The sequence below is a fragment of the Aliagarivorans taiwanensis DSM 22990 genome, from assembly GCF_000429505.1.
Lineage (GTDB): Bacteria > Pseudomonadota > Gammaproteobacteria > Enterobacterales > Celerinatantimonadaceae > Aliagarivorans > Aliagarivorans taiwanensis.
Window position 1 is genome coordinate 1 of record NZ_AUBZ01000040.1, and the last position, 16,264, is coordinate 16,264.

At 54.7% G+C, this 16,264-nt stretch carries 18 protein-coding genes; 10 read left to right on the forward strand and 8 right to left on the reverse strand.

Going from position 1 to position 16,264, the window contains the following annotated elements:
- The coding region (locus tag G462_RS0117105) for an IS3 family transposase (protein ID WP_026960074.1) at nt 1-321 on the forward strand (321 nt) is incomplete at its 5' end.
- A gap of 14 nt (nt 322-335) precedes the next feature.
- Here G462_RS0117105 and G462_RS24555 read toward each other — a convergent pair.
- The 4 genes from G462_RS24555 to G462_RS0117125 all read right to left on the reverse strand — a co-directional run bounded on the left by G462_RS24555 (nt 336) and on the right by G462_RS0117125 (nt 2,205).
- Entirely contained in the window at nt 336-485 is a 150-nt protein-coding gene (locus G462_RS24555) for a hypothetical protein (RefSeq protein WP_211234237.1), read from the reverse strand.
- A gap of 255 nt (nt 486-740) precedes the next feature.
- The gene (locus G462_RS24560) at nt 741-968 is read right to left on the reverse strand and encodes a hypothetical protein (RefSeq protein WP_157378658.1); all 228 of its coding nucleotides are present in this window, start codon (nt 966-968) and stop codon (nt 741-743) included.
- Between the two features lie 246 nt (nt 969-1,214).
- Nucleotides 1,215-1,364 (reverse strand): hypothetical protein, encoded by a 150-nt coding sequence (locus tag G462_RS24565; protein ID WP_157378659.1) that lies wholly within the window; start codon nt 1,362-1,364, stop codon nt 1,215-1,217.
- Nucleotides 1,365-1,536: 172 nt separating this feature from the next.
- Nucleotides 1,537-2,205 carry a hypothetical protein gene (locus G462_RS0117125; protein ID WP_026960076.1) on the reverse strand — a complete coding sequence of 223 codons (669 nt, stop codon included), beginning with the start codon at nt 2,203-2,205 and terminating at the stop codon, nt 1,537-1,539.
- Between the two features lie 390 nt (nt 2,206-2,595).
- On the opposite strand from G462_RS0117125, the gene G462_RS0117130 reads away from it, so the two are divergent.
- Genes G462_RS0117130 through G462_RS0117155 form a run of 6 tightly spaced genes read left to right on the forward strand, consistent with a single transcriptional unit; the run spans nt 2,596 to nt 8,429 of the window.
- Nucleotides 2,596-3,816 (forward strand): extracellular solute-binding protein, encoded by a 1,221-nt coding sequence (locus G462_RS0117130; protein ID WP_026960077.1) that lies wholly within the window; start codon nt 2,596-2,598, stop codon nt 3,814-3,816.
- 53 nt (nt 3,817-3,869) lie between these two features.
- Nucleotides 3,870-4,739, forward strand: a complete 870-nt coding sequence (locus tag G462_RS0117135; protein WP_026960078.1) for a carbohydrate ABC transporter permease — start codon at nt 3,870-3,872, stop codon at nt 4,737-4,739.
- Nucleotides 4,736-5,548: a carbohydrate ABC transporter permease gene (locus G462_RS0117140; protein WP_026960079.1), complete on the forward strand. Its 813-nt coding sequence runs from the start codon at nt 4,736-4,738 to the stop codon at nt 5,546-5,548. The genes G462_RS0117135 and G462_RS0117140 overlap by 4 nt, the downstream gene beginning before the upstream one ends.
- Nucleotides 5,549-5,556: 8 nt before the next feature.
- Nucleotides 5,557-6,633 carry an ABC transporter ATP-binding protein gene (locus G462_RS0117145; RefSeq protein ID WP_026960080.1) on the forward strand — a complete coding sequence of 359 codons (1,077 nt, stop codon included), beginning with the start codon at nt 5,557-5,559 and terminating at the stop codon, nt 6,631-6,633.
- On the forward strand, nt 6,623-7,420 hold the full coding sequence (locus tag G462_RS23210; RefSeq protein ID WP_051326827.1) for an MBL fold metallo-hydrolase: 798 nt from the start codon (nt 6,623-6,625) through the stop codon (nt 7,418-7,420). The genes G462_RS0117145 and G462_RS23210 overlap by 11 nt, the downstream gene beginning before the upstream one ends.
- A gap of 31 nt (nt 7,421-7,451) precedes the next feature.
- Nucleotides 7,452-8,429: a LacI family DNA-binding transcriptional regulator gene (locus tag G462_RS0117155; RefSeq protein WP_211234238.1), complete on the forward strand. Its 978-nt coding sequence runs from the start codon at nt 7,452-7,454 to the stop codon at nt 8,427-8,429.
- A 21-nt stretch (nt 8,430-8,450) separates the two neighbouring features.
- Here G462_RS0117155 and G462_RS0117160 read toward each other — a convergent pair whose 3' ends face one another.
- From G462_RS0117160 to G462_RS0117175, 4 genes are all read right to left on the reverse strand, one after another.
- A complete protein-coding gene (locus G462_RS0117160; RefSeq protein WP_026960082.1) occupies nt 8,451-9,227 on the reverse strand; it encodes a GntR family transcriptional regulator in 777 nt (258 codons plus the stop codon).
- A gap of 248 nt (nt 9,228-9,475) precedes the next feature.
- Nucleotides 9,476-10,483 (reverse strand): Ldh family oxidoreductase, encoded by a 1,008-nt coding sequence (locus tag G462_RS0117165; RefSeq protein WP_026960083.1) that lies wholly within the window; start codon nt 10,481-10,483, stop codon nt 9,476-9,478.
- A 10-nt stretch (nt 10,484-10,493) separates the two neighbouring features.
- Nucleotides 10,494-11,510, reverse strand: a complete 1,017-nt coding sequence (locus tag G462_RS0117170) for a zinc-binding alcohol dehydrogenase family protein (RefSeq protein WP_026960084.1) — start codon at nt 11,508-11,510, stop codon at nt 10,494-10,496.
- Between the two features lie 10 nt (nt 11,511-11,520).
- The gene (locus G462_RS0117175; RefSeq protein ID WP_026960085.1) at nt 11,521-12,990 is read right to left on the reverse strand and encodes a mannitol dehydrogenase family protein; all 1,470 of its coding nucleotides are present in this window, start codon (nt 12,988-12,990) and stop codon (nt 11,521-11,523) included.
- Nucleotides 12,991-13,327: 337 nt separating this feature from the next.
- On the opposite strand from G462_RS0117175, the gene G462_RS0117180 reads away from it, so the two are divergent.
- Genes G462_RS0117180 through G462_RS0117190 form a run of 3 tightly spaced genes read left to right on the forward strand, consistent with a single transcriptional unit; the run spans nt 13,328 to nt 16,062 of the window.
- Nucleotides 13,328-14,263, forward strand: a complete 936-nt coding sequence (locus G462_RS0117180; protein ID WP_026960086.1) for a sugar kinase — start codon at nt 13,328-13,330, stop codon at nt 14,261-14,263.
- A 41-nt stretch (nt 14,264-14,304) separates the two neighbouring features.
- Entirely contained in the window at nt 14,305-14,946 is a 642-nt protein-coding gene (locus G462_RS0117185; protein ID WP_026960087.1) for a bifunctional 4-hydroxy-2-oxoglutarate aldolase/2-dehydro-3-deoxy-phosphogluconate aldolase, read from the forward strand.
- Between the two features lie 6 nt (nt 14,947-14,952).
- Nucleotides 14,953-16,062, forward strand: coding sequence for a mandelate racemase/muconate lactonizing enzyme family protein (locus G462_RS0117190; protein WP_026960088.1), 1,110 nt, complete (start codon nt 14,953-14,955; stop codon nt 16,060-16,062).
- The last annotated feature ends 202 nt before the right edge of the window (nt 16,063-16,264 follow it).

Consider the following 16,264-nt stretch of genomic DNA (forward strand, 5'->3'; position numbering starts at 1 on the left):
CGTCGCGGCATGCCTACGGGCGTTATTGTTCACAGCGACAGAGGCAGCCAGTACTGCTCACATGCTTATCGAAACCTAGCTTCGGCGCATGGCTTAAAGATAAGCATGAGCCGCAAAGGGAATTGTTGGGATAATGCTTGCGCCGAAAGCTTCTTCCACTCACTAAAGGTTGAAGCAGTGCAATACGAGCCCATTATGAATCGAGAAGCTATGCGCCAGGCTGTGTTTGAATACATCGAGGTTGATTACAATCGAACAAGAAGGCACAGTGCTCTGGGCTATCTCAGTCCAGAAAACTACGAACTAAAGAATGTAGCTTAGTAGCGTGTCCAGTATTAGTGGTGCGGATCAGTGCGGTACCACTCGCTGTAGTAATTTAGCCCGACCATCCAATAGCCCAGCGCAAACATGCCGACGACGACTACAGCAACTAGCCAGTGCAGGATGCGACTCAGAGGATGGTAGTGCTTAATCGTGTTTGCCATTGTCTATGTCCGTTTGACTTCTCTTAAAGTAAATAAGAACCGTTCACATGCGCGATTGATATCTTCAATCTAGCTGGCTTGAGGGGCGGGGTAAACGTGACCTACGTTGATTTATTCACAACGCTGTATTGTTAATTGCGGGGTTTTACTGGGTATAGCGCACTAATTAAAGGATAAAAGTCAGAGGGGTGAGCCCTAAGGATTGGCCAGTATTGCCCAGCCAATTCTCTAACTGCGAGCTCTGGCAAGCACTGCCTAGCGTTGATCCTTGTTCTCGATAAACGCTTGTACGTCATCGGGCAGCACTGGACCGTAACTTCCCAGACAGCAGTCGGTGCACTGCTCTTGGCAGAGCGGCTCAGCGCTATCTGTTTCGGAGACCGCTTTGGTGGTTGGCGCTGACTCTGTTTCACTACGGCCGAGAACCCGAGCACTAATCGCAAATACCAGCAATACCAGTAGGACAAACAGTTTGAATATCATAAATACATATCGGTTAGGGATTAATGGCGAGAGGATAAAGTCTTGAATCAATCTAGAGTCAACCCTGTGGCCAAATAACATCGCTTGCTGAGTAGCAGGGGGGGCAATTAGGCGCTGGCTTAGGCGCTGCATAAACCAGTGGGGTGAAGAAAACAGCGACTGGAGTTTGAGTGTGGACTATCTGAAGCGAATAGTTGAAGGCGAAGAGTTGAAAGCGGACAGTGGGAAGGGAATGCCGCAAAAAGGCTAGGCAACTAGCTCCTCGTCATCGTCATCATGCAGAACCTGGCTGGCTAGCTGAGCGGCAGCCTTGGACGACGATGAGTTATTTAACAGGTGGCGATGGGCCATGCGCAGCACGATGCTGAGTAGTTTAACCAGGCAAATGAGTAACACAGTCTTGCTCCACGAGAGAATCAGGTGGCGCAGTCTAAAGTCTGGTGTTGTACTAGAGTCAATGACAAAAACAGGATTTATTCGTGGCATGCCCGGAAGGTTACGATGAGCATAGGTCGTACTTGAAGCAACTAGGCAAAGGACCTGCAGCCATGGCTTACAGGCCCTGTTGCTATTTGGTTCCCTTAAACGGATTATGCTGAAAATCGGTGCGGTATTTGCCCATGTTGCTGCCCATATACAGCACCTCTTTCTCTTGAGTGGGCACGCCGCCCAGCCAGTTCAAACGATCGTGGTCTTTCTGCAGGGCGTTCATGTCCAGTGGCCCACTCTTGCCGCGGATCGACATCTTGATATCGCCGGCTAGGCGCTGCGGGCTGCGTAGCAAGCGATTCGGGATGGTGTAGGCATGCAGCTCATTGGCGTTGCGGGTGATGGAGCGGGCCCACGGATCGGTGGAGGTGTGCAAGCCATGCAGATCGCCGGTTAGCGAGACAAACAGCGACTGATTTTGCCCCTGAGTGTGGTCCGAGCCGGCCCTTGGCAAGCTGTGTTGAATGCGCTGCTGGGCCACCCCCTTGCTCCACTGTTCCGCCATCTCAATACCGGTGGGGGCGTTGGGCTTGGGGGTGTTATGTGACGCCTGATCCTGAAAGCGATGCAATGTTTGGTAGTTGTTGTGAATGGTATCGGCAACAATCGAGCGGGCGAGTTGGCGATCGATCCCCCCGTTGTTCACTCGGCCGACATTCGCGACATCCTTTTTCATCTGGCTGGTGGAGGCACCAAAGTGCGCCGACAGCACCCCGGCTGCCCGCGCCATGCGTTCGCGTGTAGTCATTGAAAGCTCCTTGTTTGTGAAACGATCACTAGCGACTAAGCAAGGAGCGATCCTTTTACCCAAAGACCTCTCCCCGGCCCAGCCGCCGGGCGTTTCATAGCTTGCTGGCGCGGGATCTGGACGCTGCGGGTGGGTTAAAAGCGACCCAAGCCCTTGGCACAACTCGGCGCAATGCACTCGAGTGCAATATCGGGCCTAATAGTGGCTGCTTTCACTACTCAAACAGAGGGTGTGGCTCCTTGCGTTGCTATGGGTAGATCGCCCCACATCCCTTAAACCGTCATCTTGTCTTCATTTGGTTGACATATTTCCCCTCTAACGTTGCTGGGGTATTAATTGAACGCGTGTGCAATTGCAGTCCAAGCAATGGAAACCAACAAGGAGACCCCCATGTTCCAACGCACATTACTCGTATCTGCTCTGTTCGCCAGTAGCCTTAGCTTGAATGCTGCTGAACTTGTTATCGCAGGCCGTGACAGCAGCTATGGCGATGCTCTGCAGTTTGTGGTTGATGAGTACCAAAAGCAGCAGCCCGACACCAATATCACCTTGGTCAAGCGCCCCAGCAATGGTTTGTATGAGAGCGTGGTGCTGTCGATGCGTGAGCAAACCGGCAACTACGATGTCATCTTGATGGATGATACCTGGGCACCAGAGTTTCTTAGCAACAACTGGCTCAGCCCGCTGAGTAAACAGGTTGAAGACGAAGACTTTATCTCCGCCTCGTTCGACATTGGCCGCTACCCGGATGCCGGCAGCGCTGCCTACGCCATGCCGATGGTGGGCAATGTGGCGATGTTCGCTTGGAACCGCGCGCTGTTTGAACAGAATCAACTGTCAGAGCCCAAGTCTTGGAGCGATGTTCTGAAGTCCGCCGAGGTGATCAGCCAAAGCGCAGATACCAATGGCTTGGTGTTCCGCGGCGTGAAGGGCAACCCAATTGTGACCGGCTTCTTACCCATCCTGTGGGGTTTTGGCGCGGATGTGGTCGACAGCGAAGGCCAAGCCTCGCTGGATACCCCTGAGGCCAAGCAAGCACTGGAAGCCTTCCTGGCGATGAAGCAATACGCACCGCGCGGTGTGGACGTATACAACGCTGATGAAGTGCGCGATTCGCTGCAAAAAGGCAGTGCGGCGATGGCTATCGAGGTGTGGCCGGCTTGGGTGCCGAACCTGGACAACCCCGAGGTCTCAGCGGTGGTCGGCGATATGGAGATTATGGCGCCGCCAGCCGAGGTGGGTCAGCCTTCGCCGATGCTGGGTATCTGGCAGCTAGCGGTACCGGCTGATTCCAACAACAAAGCCGAAGCGGAGGCCTTCCTGGCTTTTGCCACCAGTGCTGAAATCCAAAAAGCGCTGGCGCTGGACTTTGGTATGCCGCCAACCCGCAGCAGCGTTTATCACGATGAAGACGTGGTCACCAAGTATCGCTGGTATCCCCAGCAGGCTGCGGCACTGAGTACCGGTAAAGCGCGCCCGCGCATCCACAACTGGGCCGAGGTCGAAAGCATCCTTGGCGACTTTCTGCAGCTAGCCATGATGGGTCAGATGAGCGCCGAACAGGCCCTTAAGCAGGCTCAGCGCCGTATTGAGCGCGTCATTAAGGTGTAATCGAACTCAGGTAAATCAGGGCAGAAGCTCTGATTTACCTGACCTAAACCACTATGTTATTTGAAAGCCGTAAACAACTGACCTTGCTGTTACTGCCGGCCCTGTTAATCCTCGGGGCCTTGACGCTGTATCCGATCCTCTCGGTATTGGTAAACGCCTTCGGCTCGGTGGATTATGCCAGCAAGCACTACCTCTTCGTCGGCCTCGACAACTTCCGGGAACTGCTCGACGACTTCTTCTTTATTGCGGCGGTGAAGAACACCTTTATGTTCACCGTGGTGGCCTCCTGCGCCCAAGTGCTATTGGGGCTGTGGCTGGCGGTATTGTTTCATCGCCAGTTTCCCGGGCGCCGCTTTGCGTTGCCAGTCATTATCTATCCGATGATGCTCTCCACCTTGGTTTGCTCGTCAATTTGGCGCTCGTGGTATCACTACGATTTTGGGCTGCTTAACACCGTGCTGACATGGCTGGGGTTACCCGCTCAGGAGTGGCTGTTCAACCCAGACTTAGCACTGTACTCGATTGCGCTGGTGGATACCTGGCAGTGGACGCCGATGGCGTTTCTGATCATTCTGGCCGGGCTACAATCGATCCCCAAAGACATCAGCGAAGCGGCCATGGTTGATGGCGCGAGGCCGCTACGCGCTTTCATGCACATCACCCTGCCGCTTATCCAAAAGCAGGTGATGCTGGCGTTTTTGCTGCGCTCCATCGACACCTTCAAGCTGTTCGACAAGGTCTATGTGATGACCGGAGGGGGGCCGGGTAATGCCACCGAAACCCTGTCGATGTTTGTCTATAAGTACGGCTTTCGCTTTTTCAACCTCGGCATGGCGAGTGCGTCGGCCTTGGTTATGTTATTGATTTCGATGGCGATGACCCTGCTGTACGCACGCAAGGTAATGAAGGGAGGCAAGCAATGAGACGCTACCTACATGGCCTAACAGTGTGGATGATGGTGGGGCTATTTGTGCTGCCGGTCGTCTGGATGGTGGCCACGGCCTTTAAATCGCCCGGCGAGATCCTCAATGCTGGCGCGCGGCTATGGCCCGAACAGCTCAGCCTTAGCGCCTTCGAACGTTTGCTTGCCGGGGAGTTTCCGCTATTGATTGGCAACACCTTGATGATTGCCCTGATGGCCACCGGCCTGTCGCTGCTGGTGAGCTTCTTCTCGGCTTATGCCCTGGTGCGCTACCGCTTCCCAGCCAAGCTTGATCGCGCCTTTTTGCTGGCGGTGCTGGTGATCAAGATGATGCCGCCGATTGTGGTTGCCACCCCGCTTTACTCGCTGATTAACCAGCTAGGGCTGCTCAATACCAAGCTGGGCTTGGTGCTCTGTTATCAGGTGTACACGCTACCGTTTTGCATCTGGATGCTGCTGGGCTTTATTCGCGATATTCCGCTGGAGATTGAAGAGGCGGCAGCGATGGATGGCGCTCACTTGTTTAAACGCTTGGGCTTTGTGGTGTTCCCGCTGTGTGCCCCGGGTTTGGTGGCCACGGCCATCTTCTCGATAATTTTAGGCTGGAACGAGTTCTTGTTCTCTCTGCTGTTTATCCACACCCCTGACAAATTCACCATCCCGCTTTATCTGGCCAACTTTATGACCGAAGACGGTACCGCCTGGGGCGAGCTGATGGCGGCAGGATTAGTATCGTCGCTACCGATGCTGGCACTCGCTGGCTATATGCAGCGCTTTCTGTTGCGCGGCTTCTCTCTCGGGCTGAAATAGGACTCATCATGAAACAACTCGAACTAAAAAACGTCACTAAAGCCTATGGTAAGCAGCGGGTCATCCCCGGCGTCGATCTGAGTATCGAACAAGGAGAATTTGTGGTGTTTGTTGGGCCATCGGGCTGCGGCAAATCGACGCTGTTAAGAATGGTGGCCGGGCTTGAGTCGGTCACTGCCGGCGACATCCAGCTTAATGGCCGCTCGTTAAATGGCGTCTATCCTTCCGAGCGCGAAGTGGCCATGGTGTTCCAATCCTACGCCCTCTATCCGCATTTAACCGTGGAAAAGAACATGGCGTTTCCACTGCGTATGGCCGGTCTTAGCAAGGCCGAGACACTGGCTAAGGTGCACAAGACCGCCGAGAAGTTGCAGCTGGGGGCCTTGCTCAAGCGCCTGCCCTCTGAGCTCTCCGGCGGCCAGCGCCAGCGGGTTGCGATTGGCCGGGCCATCGTACGCGACCCGGCCTTGTTCTTATTTGACGAGCCCTTGTCCAACCTTGATGCCAAGCTGCGCGGCGAGATGCGCCTATACCTTAAACAGCTCCATCAGCAGCTTGGTCGCACCATGATCTACGTGACCCACGATCAGGTGGAAGCGATGACCTTGGCTGACCGCATCGTGGTATTGAATCAAGGCCGGATTGAACAGGTGGGTGCGCCAGAGGAGCTTTACAACCAGCCGGCCAACCGATTCGTGGCGGGCTTTATCGGCTCGCCGGTGATGAACTTTGTCGACAAAGCGCGCTTTGCTGAGCTTGGTTGTGATGTTGCGTTGCCGACCCACACCGACAGTTTGGGGATCCGCCCCAATCAAATAGCGGTAGCCGGTCATAACCCCGACCTGTTGATGCAGATTTCGGTGGTGGAGCCGCTTGGCCATGCGCGCCTGTATTATGGCCAGTTGAGTGCTGTGAGTGGCGAGCCCTGCAGCGATATCCCGTTTGTGGTGGAGAGTGAGGTGCGTTACAAGGCCGGAGATCTGCTGCCGCTGAGTGTGAGCGAGTCCATCGTGCACTGCTTTGACAGCAGTGGAACACGTATCGAGACCCTCGGCAGCGAACAGGAGGCTGAGCATGCCGCATAACCTGAGCCTGACGCTGATCGGCGTCGGCAATGCCTATGACGGCGCGCATACCAACGCCAGTATGCTGGTTGAAGAGCAGGGCTATCGTTTGCTGATCGACTGTGGCCCAACGGTGCCCGCCAAGCTGTTCAGTCAGCTCGAGGTGGATTCCCTTGATGCGGTATACCTGACCCACTCTCACCCCGATCACTGCTTGGGCATTACCAGCCTGCTTAACTGGATGGCCTCTAAGGGGCGCTCGCGTCCGCTTACGCTGGTGGCTCAGCGCGCCCAGTGGCAGGTGCTTGAGCCCTTGGTCAACTTCGCTCACTGGCCCGAGGCCGAACTGCCATTTCAGCTCGATTGGCAGGCCAGCGAGCAGCTGCAAAACCTTGGGCCGTGGCCGTGTAAAATGGCGCCGACCCGCCATGCCCTGAGCAACCTTAGCATCCAGCTTACTAGCGCCCTCGGGCCGCGGGTGTTTTTCTCAGGCGATGGTCTGCTCAGCACCCAGGGTGAAGCCTTAGCTGCAGACAGCGACATAGTGTTTGTGGAGTGTGAAACGCTAAGTCATCACCCCAGCCATGGCTCATGGCAAGATATACAACACCTGCCGCGCAAGGAGCAGAGTCGCTGGTGGCTATACCATATCGAGCCGGTACATCGACAAGCACTGGCGAGCTTGTGCGCTGGCCACAGCGATATTGATGTGGCAGAAGAGGGGATGCACTGGCAGCTTAGTGCCGATGACAGCAAGCCCAGCAGCAGACACTGGTGTGCAGAGATGTTGAGGGAGAATACCCATTAGTACCATTAATAAGAAAGTGACTGCCTCGGATGTGGCCGCACATGTCGGATTGTCGCGCTCTGCGGTATCCCGCGCGTTTACCGAGGGGGCCAGCATTCACCCGGATAAGCGGCAGCGTATCCTCGCAGCTGCCAAGGAGCTGGGTTATCAGCCCAACTTCTTTGCCCGAACCCTAAGCACCCCTGCCCAGCGCAAGTGTTCGAACTTGGTGGCGATCCTCACCAGCGATTTCTCCAACCCCTATCAAAGCTATCTGTTTGAGGAGCTCTCCACGGCGTTGCAGCTCAGTGGTAAGCAACCGATGCTACTCAATGTGAAGCAGGCCGAAGACCTTGATCAGGCGATCCTGCGCCTGTCTGGCTATCAGGTGGATGGGGTGATTGCGGTGATGGGCTCGCTGCCTGCCGCCAGCTTTAGCCAGTGCTTGAAGCTATCGCTGCCCTTGGTCACCATGGGCCGCGCTGATGAGCGAGGGCGTATTCCATCGGTGCAGACCGACAACTATCGCGCCGGGCAACTGGCCGCGCAACATCTGTTGGAAGCCGGCCTGACTCGCTTAGGATTCGTGTGTGGGCGGGCCGACGGTCAGGCGAGCATTGAGCGTTTGGCGGGCTTTGGTGATGCGCTTACTGAGCATAGGGGGGACGCGCCGCAGGTACTGCATGCTGGGCGCTATGGCTATAGCGCGGGCTTTGAGGTAGCGACCCGAGAGCTGGAAGTACTGCGCCGCTTAGAGGGGGTATTTTGCGCCTCTGACGCCTTGGCGATGGGGCTGTTAGACAGCTGCCGTGAGGTGGCCAACCTGAATGTGCCGCGGCAGCTGAGGGTGATCGGTTGTGACGATGTGCCCCAAGCCGCCTGGCAAGGCTACCAGCTGAGCACGGTGGCGCAGCCGGTGGCCGATATGGTGGCAGCAGTCTTGTCGCTGCTCGAGAAGCAGTGGCAAGGCCTGCATAGCGAGCTGGCGGCAGTGCGGGTTGCCCCTTCACTCGTGCTTAGGCGAACCTAAGCGTATTCCGCTTCAAAGCAGCTAGCTGCCGCTAAAGTCCGCATCAAACTCGGTGGCGAAGTAGAGGTCTTCGGCGTCGGCTTCCAGGTCGTCATGGTTGGCGATCCGCATTAGCTGGCGCTTACTCTTCTCGATATGCATCCACACTGCGTGGCGTGCTTCTTCGGCGTTGCGGCGTTGCAGCGCGTTGAGGATTTGCTTGTGGTCATCGATCCACTCGGCCTGCAGCTCTTCTTCGTGCAGGTATTGGTTGTTGAGCTCATCCCACATTGGGTTAGAGACGCGCACCGAGTTCCACATATTGCAGGCCTGATTGATCAGCACCCGGTTTTGGGTGGACTCGGCAATCATCATATGAAATTGCTGGTCCAGCGACTCAAAGCGCGCGCTGTTGCCGTTAATCTCGCGCTCTTGCAGCTGCACGATCTTCTTCAGCTCGCGTAGCTCGTTAAACTTGATTTGGGTGGCGGCAAAGGCAGCGATGTTACTCTCTGTGATCTGCCGGGCTTGCAGCAGCTCAAAGGGACCAACGTCACTTTGTGGGGCGATCTCTCGCGGCTTCTGAGGTTGCGGTGTGTCGATAAAGAAGATCCCTGAACCCTGGCGTACTTCCACCAGACCTTTCAGTTCTAACATGATGATCGCTTCGCGAACGGTGGCGCGGCTGGTTTGAAAGCGGCCGCTGAGCTCTCGCTCCGAAGGCAGGCGTTGTCCGGCTTTGAACACCCCGGAGTACAGTAGTTCTTCGATTTGCAGGCCAACGTCATGATAGCGTCGGCGTGATTCTATTTGCTGCATAAGCTTTAACAGACCAAACCAAACTGTGTGCTAGCACCGTCGTGCCAACTCAAGATGTTTGTCGTTTAGCTTGGTGTGCCCCTTGTTAGTGAATTGATAGATGATTATGTCTTTGAAAAGCGGTTCTCTGTTGGAACCTATATAGAGAAACAAGCATTGCCTGGACAGCAGCAGTACTGTCCAAGCATGCCGATTGCCATTGACTACGACGAGGCGGTAACAAGCATGCCACTCGCCCAGTCAGGCAATTAGGAGACTAGGTAGTCGTATACCGACTGCGCGACTGGAATACCTTCTTTGTCACAACGCTGCTTGTACTCAACCTGCAGGTCGTTTGGTGCCAGTACCTTGTCTTTACCCGGTACAGGTGGCACTGCGTGTAGCTCGCTTACCAAGGTTGCCATGGTAGCGGCAAACAGCGGCGTACCCAGGCGGCTTGGGTCAATCACAATCACCAGGCTGGCCAGCTTACGCATCTTGTCGTAGTCGCCGTACATTTTCACGATGTGGTTGCTGTAGTTAGCGCCCATCAATACGCCGGTCAGCGCGTCGATAGCCAGTGAGATGCCTGAGCCTTTGTGGCCACCGAATGGCAGCAGCGTCGATACTGCATGTGGGTCGGTGGTATCGTTACCTTCTGCATCTAGCGCTACACCCGATGGGATCGGCGAGTTAGTCTCTTTGGCGTGCAGCAGCTTACCGAAGGCGGTCGCGCTAGTGGCCATATCGACGATCATTGGGGTGCTGCCCTCAACCGGGAAGCCAAATGCAATTGGGTTAGTACCCAAGAACTTGCTGGCACCGCCATGTGGCGCAACACAAGTGTCGGTTTGGGTCATCGAGATACCAATCATGCCCGCGCTGGTGGTCTGCTCCATAAAGTAGGACAGGGCACCACAGTGCGAGGTGTTCTTCACGCTCACAAAGCCAAGACCGGTTTCGCGGGCCAGTTCGATGGCGTGGTTGGTGGCTTCGATCAGGGCTGAGTGGCCCATGCCGTCGTCAGAGTCGAGGATGGCAACCGATGGTGATACCTGCTCGATGCTGAAGTGGGCGTTCGGGTTCAAGCCACCTTCGTTCAGGCGCTTACAGTAGTGCTCTACACGCATCACACCGTGAGAGTGAACACCGGTTGAGTCGGCGTGAACCAACACATCAACCACTTGCTTGGCGCTGTCAGGGTTTAGGCCTGCAGCCAGCAACTTGTTTAAAGCCAGTTGCTTAAGTTCGCTTTCTTTTACAAATTGAGTAGACATGGTCGGTTCCTTAAAAGTTAATCACGCCTTTAATGAGGTCGGCGTTTTCGACCACATCTTGCTTATAAGTCAGACCCACAGTGTCGAACTGGTAGTCTTTGTTTTTCATAATGTCTTCGCTGATCTTGCCTTGGTCCATCAGCTCGATAACCCGCTCGAAGTCTTCGCGAGTCGCGTTGCGGCTGCTCAGCAGGGTGGTTTCTTTCTTGTGGAAGGTTGGATCGTCCAGCACCAAGTCACCGATGTACAAACCGATGAACACGATCTTACCGCCGTGGCGGATAAGCTCGACGCTGCGGCTCATTGAACCTTTGTTACCGGTCGCATCTAACAGCAGGCAAGGTAGCTCGCCACCGAAGGCGGCTTTTAGCTGGTCAACGTAGTCGTCGGTCAGCGGGTTCAGCGCAGGCACGCCCAGGGCTTTTTCTACGTGGGCACGGCGTTCGTCGCTAACATCGGCGACCACTACATTGGCACCTTCTGCTTTGGCGATAGCAGCGGCTGCAAGGCCGATTGGGCCGGCACCGATCTGCAGTACGTTTTGACCGGCCTTAACTTCAGCGCGGCGAATTGCGTGGGCGCTAATCGCGAAGCACTCAACCAGGCTGCCAGCGCTGTCGCTCAGATCGCTTGGCAGGGCCACTAAGTTGTTCTCTTTTACTGCCAGGTACTCGCTGAAGCCACCGTCTTGGTGAACACCGTACAGCGATACATTCTCACAGCAGTTGGTTTTGCCTTCTTTACAGGCGGCACATACGCCACATGGCAGGCAAGGGATAACCGAGTAGCGGGCGCCTTCTTCGGCTACCTTACAGTCGGCGCCTTTGGCTTCGACCACGCCACAGATCTCGTGGCCCAATACACGTGGGTAGCTAAAGAAGGGCTGGCGACCGGCGTAGGCGTGGATGTCGGTTCCACAAATACCTACCGCTTTGATCTTCAGCAGCACTTCATCGGCTTGATACTCAGGCAGCTCGCGCTCGATATATTCAATCTGATGCGGCTCATTACAGATAAGTGTTTTCATTGTTGTGTTCCTATTTACCGGCGATGGCTTCGATATTGGCCGCCACACTACCTTGTTGAATTGAGATAAACGCGTGCTCTACAGCCGCTTTGAATTCTGGGTTGCTAGTGCCTAGGTCACCGAATACCGCTTTCACAGCCATCAGTGCCTGACACTGTTCGACACCTTGGCTTGCACCCACCAATGCCTGCTTGAACTCATCAGCCAGTGGGTCGTGCAGTGGCTTATCGTTGTTCAAGGCATCCAGTACGAAGTGCATCCAACCGGCAATCAACGTTGGCAGACAGGCAGTCTTTGAGCCGCGCTCCAAGTGGTTGAGGATCGGGTCGATGGCGCGCTGTGGCAGCTTTTGTGAGCCGTCCATCGCGATCTGTGCGGTCTTGTGCTTCACATTCGGGTTGCTAAAGCGGGCCAACAGCAGATCGGCGTACTCTTCGAGGTTCACTTCCAGGCTTGGCGACAGAGTCTTGGCCTGCTCTTCCAGCATCAGCTTGCGGGTGGCACGCTTAAAGGTGGCGTCTTCCATGCACTGATAGATGAACTCGAAACCAGCCAGGTTACCGTTGTACGCCAAGAAAGAGTGCGAGCCATTGAGCATGCGCAACTTCATCTCTTCGTAGGGCAGAACATCGCCAACAAACATCGCGCCGGCTTTGTCCCACTCAGGGCGGCCTGCGACAAAGTTGTCTTCGATCACCCACTGACGGAAGTCTTCACACACGATGCCACAAGGGTCGGCATAGCCGGTGGTTTGCTCAAGGATGGCAAACGACTCATCGGTCATGGCCGGCACAATGCGGTCAACCATGGTGCTTGGGAAGGTCACGTTTTGCTTAATCCAGCTTGCCAGCTCAGCATCGACTTGCTTGGCAAAGCTCAACACCACGTTCTTGGTCAAGTGACCGTTCTCTGGGATGTTGTCGCAAGACATGACACTCAAGGCGGGCAGGCCTTTATCGCGGCGCACTTTCAAGGCTTCGGTAATCAGACCAATTGCCGATTGAGGAGCCGTTGGGTTGGCTAAGTCATGTTGAATAAGGGGATTGTTCAGATCCAGCTCGCCAGATTTCGGGTCGGCGCAGTAGCCTTTCTCGGTAATGGTTAGAGAAACAATCTTTACCTGAGGCTCAGCAATCTTATCGATGGCTGCTTGAATGCCGGTAACCGGGGTATGTAAGGCTTCGGTAACCGTGCGAACCAGACGAGATACGGTATTTGTCGCAGAGGTTTCAACTACGCTGAACAGTCCCTGTTGGGCGTTTAAGTCATCGATTAACTGGGCAGGACCAAACATGTTGATCTCACAAATGCCCCATGGTTGACCAGTGACTTGGTTGGTTAGGTCGTTATAGACCGCTTGATGGCCGCGATGAAAGGCACCAAAGCCGATGTGCACGATATCACTGGACATCGTGTCGCGTGCATACTGGGTGCATTCATCATAGCGGTAGTTCGTAATATCTACGCTGGCCTTATTCATCAATTCCTCCGAATGTTTAACCAATGTGGCCATTCTATCCTGACCAATCCACATAATATCGTGAATGCTATCACACATTGGTTAACCAGTGTAAAAAAGTTTTGTGAGGTGAAATCTAATGAAAAGTCGCGTGTAAATTATGAAACTTCATTAATTGCCTTGGTAATACTGATTTTATGCGGAAAGTGTGAAGTCGGTTTTGTGAGCTGGGGCTCGTTAATTTTGGTTGACCAAATTGAAAGTGGCGCATAACATCTGGTCAAAAGAGTGTTAAGCGATTAACCACTTGTTTTGTGGTGATTACGGCTTAGTCCGCAAGAATTAAGGAGAATACAACGTGTCGAGTGAAATCCTGAGCTTCGGTGAACCGATGTTTGAGTTCAGCCAGGTAGGCGCCAAGCAGGCGGGCGAGCCTGACTTCCTCAGTGGCTTTGGTGGTGATGTCTCTAACTTTGCCATTGCTGCTGCCAGGCAAGGTGCCAAGGTTGGCATGTTGGCCCACATGGGCAACGATGCCTTTGCGGGCGAGTTTGACCGCCTGTGGAAACGCGAAGGCGTGAGCACCGACTGTGTGGTAACCAATCCCCACGCGCACACCGGTGTGTACTTTATTACCCACGACGATGACGGGCACCACTTCTCTTTCTTGCGTAAAGGTTCGGCGGCCAGCTTGGTGCGCGCCGACCAACTGCCTCAAGCGGCGATTGCCGACGCTAAGCTGTTGCACGTAACCGCCATCTCCCAAGCGATCAGCGACAATGCCTGCGATGCGGTGTTTGCAGCGATCAATATGGCCCGTGAGTCGAACACGCTGGTCTCTTACGACACCAACCTACGTCTTAAGCTGTGGTCGCTAGAGCGTGCTCGCGCGGTAATCCGCGAGACTGCATCGCTGGTTGATATCTGCTTCCCAAGCCTGGACGAAGCCCAGCTGTTAACCGGTTTGAAGCAACCAGAAGCGATTATTGATTTCTACCTTAGCCTTGGTGCTAAAGTGGTCGTGCTGAAGCGCGGCAGCGCCGGTGCCACTGTGGCCACCGAATCACTGCGCTACTCGGTAGAGCCTTACAAAGTGACTGCCGTAGATGCCACGGCTGCTGGCGACTCGTTTGCCGGTGCCTTCTGTACCCACTATGTTGCGGGTAAATCGCTGGAAGATTGCTTACAGTATGCCAACGCGACCGCTTCAATCACCATCACTGGCTATGGCGCAGTTGCCCCTCTGCCAACGCTGGAGCAGGTAGAAAAACGATTAAGTGGTGTAGCGGTATAAACCGCGCCACCCAAAGCCGAATCTTTTATTAAGGACGAATCATGACGACTTCAACTGAAACCCTGATGGCTCAACTGGCGGAATACAAAGTTGTTCCGGTAATTGCTGTAGACCAAGCTGAACAGATCTTGCCGCTGGGTGAGCAGCTAGCAACCAATGGCCTGCCAGTTGCCGAGATTACCTACCGCTCAGATGCAGCGACTCAGGCCATCCGCCTGTTGCGAGAGGCCTACCCAGATATGCTGATCGGTGCCGGTACTGTGCTAAACGAGCAACAGGTGATTGAAGCCAAAGAAGCGGGCGCTGACTTTATCGTATCGCCAGGCCTGAATCCTAACACCGTAAAAGCCTGTCAAAAGCACGACATCGTGATTATTCCGGGCATCAACAACCCATCGACTGCCGAGCAAGCGCTGGAGCTGGGTCTGACTGCGGTTAAGTTCTTCCCTGCCGAGCCATCGGGCGGTATTCCGATGATCAAATCGCTGCTGGCCCCTTACGGCATGCTGAAAGTGATGCCGACCGGTGGTATTAACCAAGACAACATCGAGAAGTACCTGGCTGTGAAAGGCATTGTTGCCTGTGGTGGCTCTTGGATGGTCGATAAGTCACTGGTTAATGCCGGTGAGTGGGAAGAGATCGGCCGCCGCGTTCGTGAAGTTGTCGCGCAGTTGAAAGGTTAGTCAGGCATGAGCAGTATCATTACCCGGGTTCAATCCCAGCTATTTAAGGTGCCATTGGCAGAGATCTTGTCGGATGCCAAGCACGGCGACCACGATCACTTTGAGCTGATCACCACCACCATTACCACCGCCGACGGCCTACAAGGCACCGGCTACACCTACACCGGTGGTAAAGGTGGCTACTCGACCCTGGCCATGCTTGAGCATGACCTGGCGCCGATGCTACTTGGCAAAGATGCCGCCGATATCGAGCAGCGCTTTGACGATATGGAGTGGCACATCCACTATGTTGGCCGCGGCGGTATCTCGTCGTTTGCTATGTCGGCGGTGGATATCGCGCTGTGGGACCTGAAAGGCAAGCGCGAGCAGCAGCCGCTGTGGAAGATGGCGGGTGGCGAAAGCGATCGCTGTAAAGCCTATCGCGGTGGTATCGACCTGAACTTCTCCAAAAAGAAGCTACTGGATAGCATGCGCAGCTACCTGGAACAGGGCTTCAATGCGGTAAAAATCAAGGTTGGCCAAGCGGATATGCAGGCGGACATCGAGCGTATCCGTGCGGTACGTGAGCTGATTGGTCCAGACATCACCTTTATGATCGATGCCAACTACGCCCTGAGCGTGGAGCAGGCGATTGAGCTGTCCAACGCCGTTGCCGATTGCGACATTACCTGGTTTGAAGAGCCGACCATTCCCGATGACTATCAAGGCTTTGCCAAGATTGCCGAAGCGACCAAGATCCCGCTGGCAATGGGCGAGAACCTGCACACCATCCACGAATTTGGCTATGCCTTCGATCAGGCCAAGCTCTCTTTCATCCAACCGGATGCCTCAAACTGTGGCGGTATCACCGGTTGGCTACGTGCAGCCAAACTGGCTGCAGAACATGACATTCCAGTGTGCTCACACGGCATGCAGGAGCTTCACGTAAGTCTGGTGTCGTCGCAAGCGAACGCCGGCTGGCTTGAAGTACACAGTTTTCCTATCGACGAATACACCCGTCGCCCACTTGTGGTAGAGGATTGCCTGGCCGTCGCCAGCAACACTCCGGGTATCGGTGTCGAGTTTGATTGGGAAAAACTGCAACCTTACCAGGCGGCAGTAGCAACCCTTAGTTAGTATCCTTTCATTTTCAATTTCTTAGTCATTAGCGTTAGTTTGGGCTCCCTTGTTAGGCGAGCCCTTTTTTATCTGAACCCTTTTTTACTGAGTATCGGCGGTAGTGATGTTTGACGATCTGTTGTTCGATTTACAGCTTATTGCTGTCAGCTTGCTTTACACTTGGGCTACGCACTACTCCACTGATTTAAAATAATTTCCA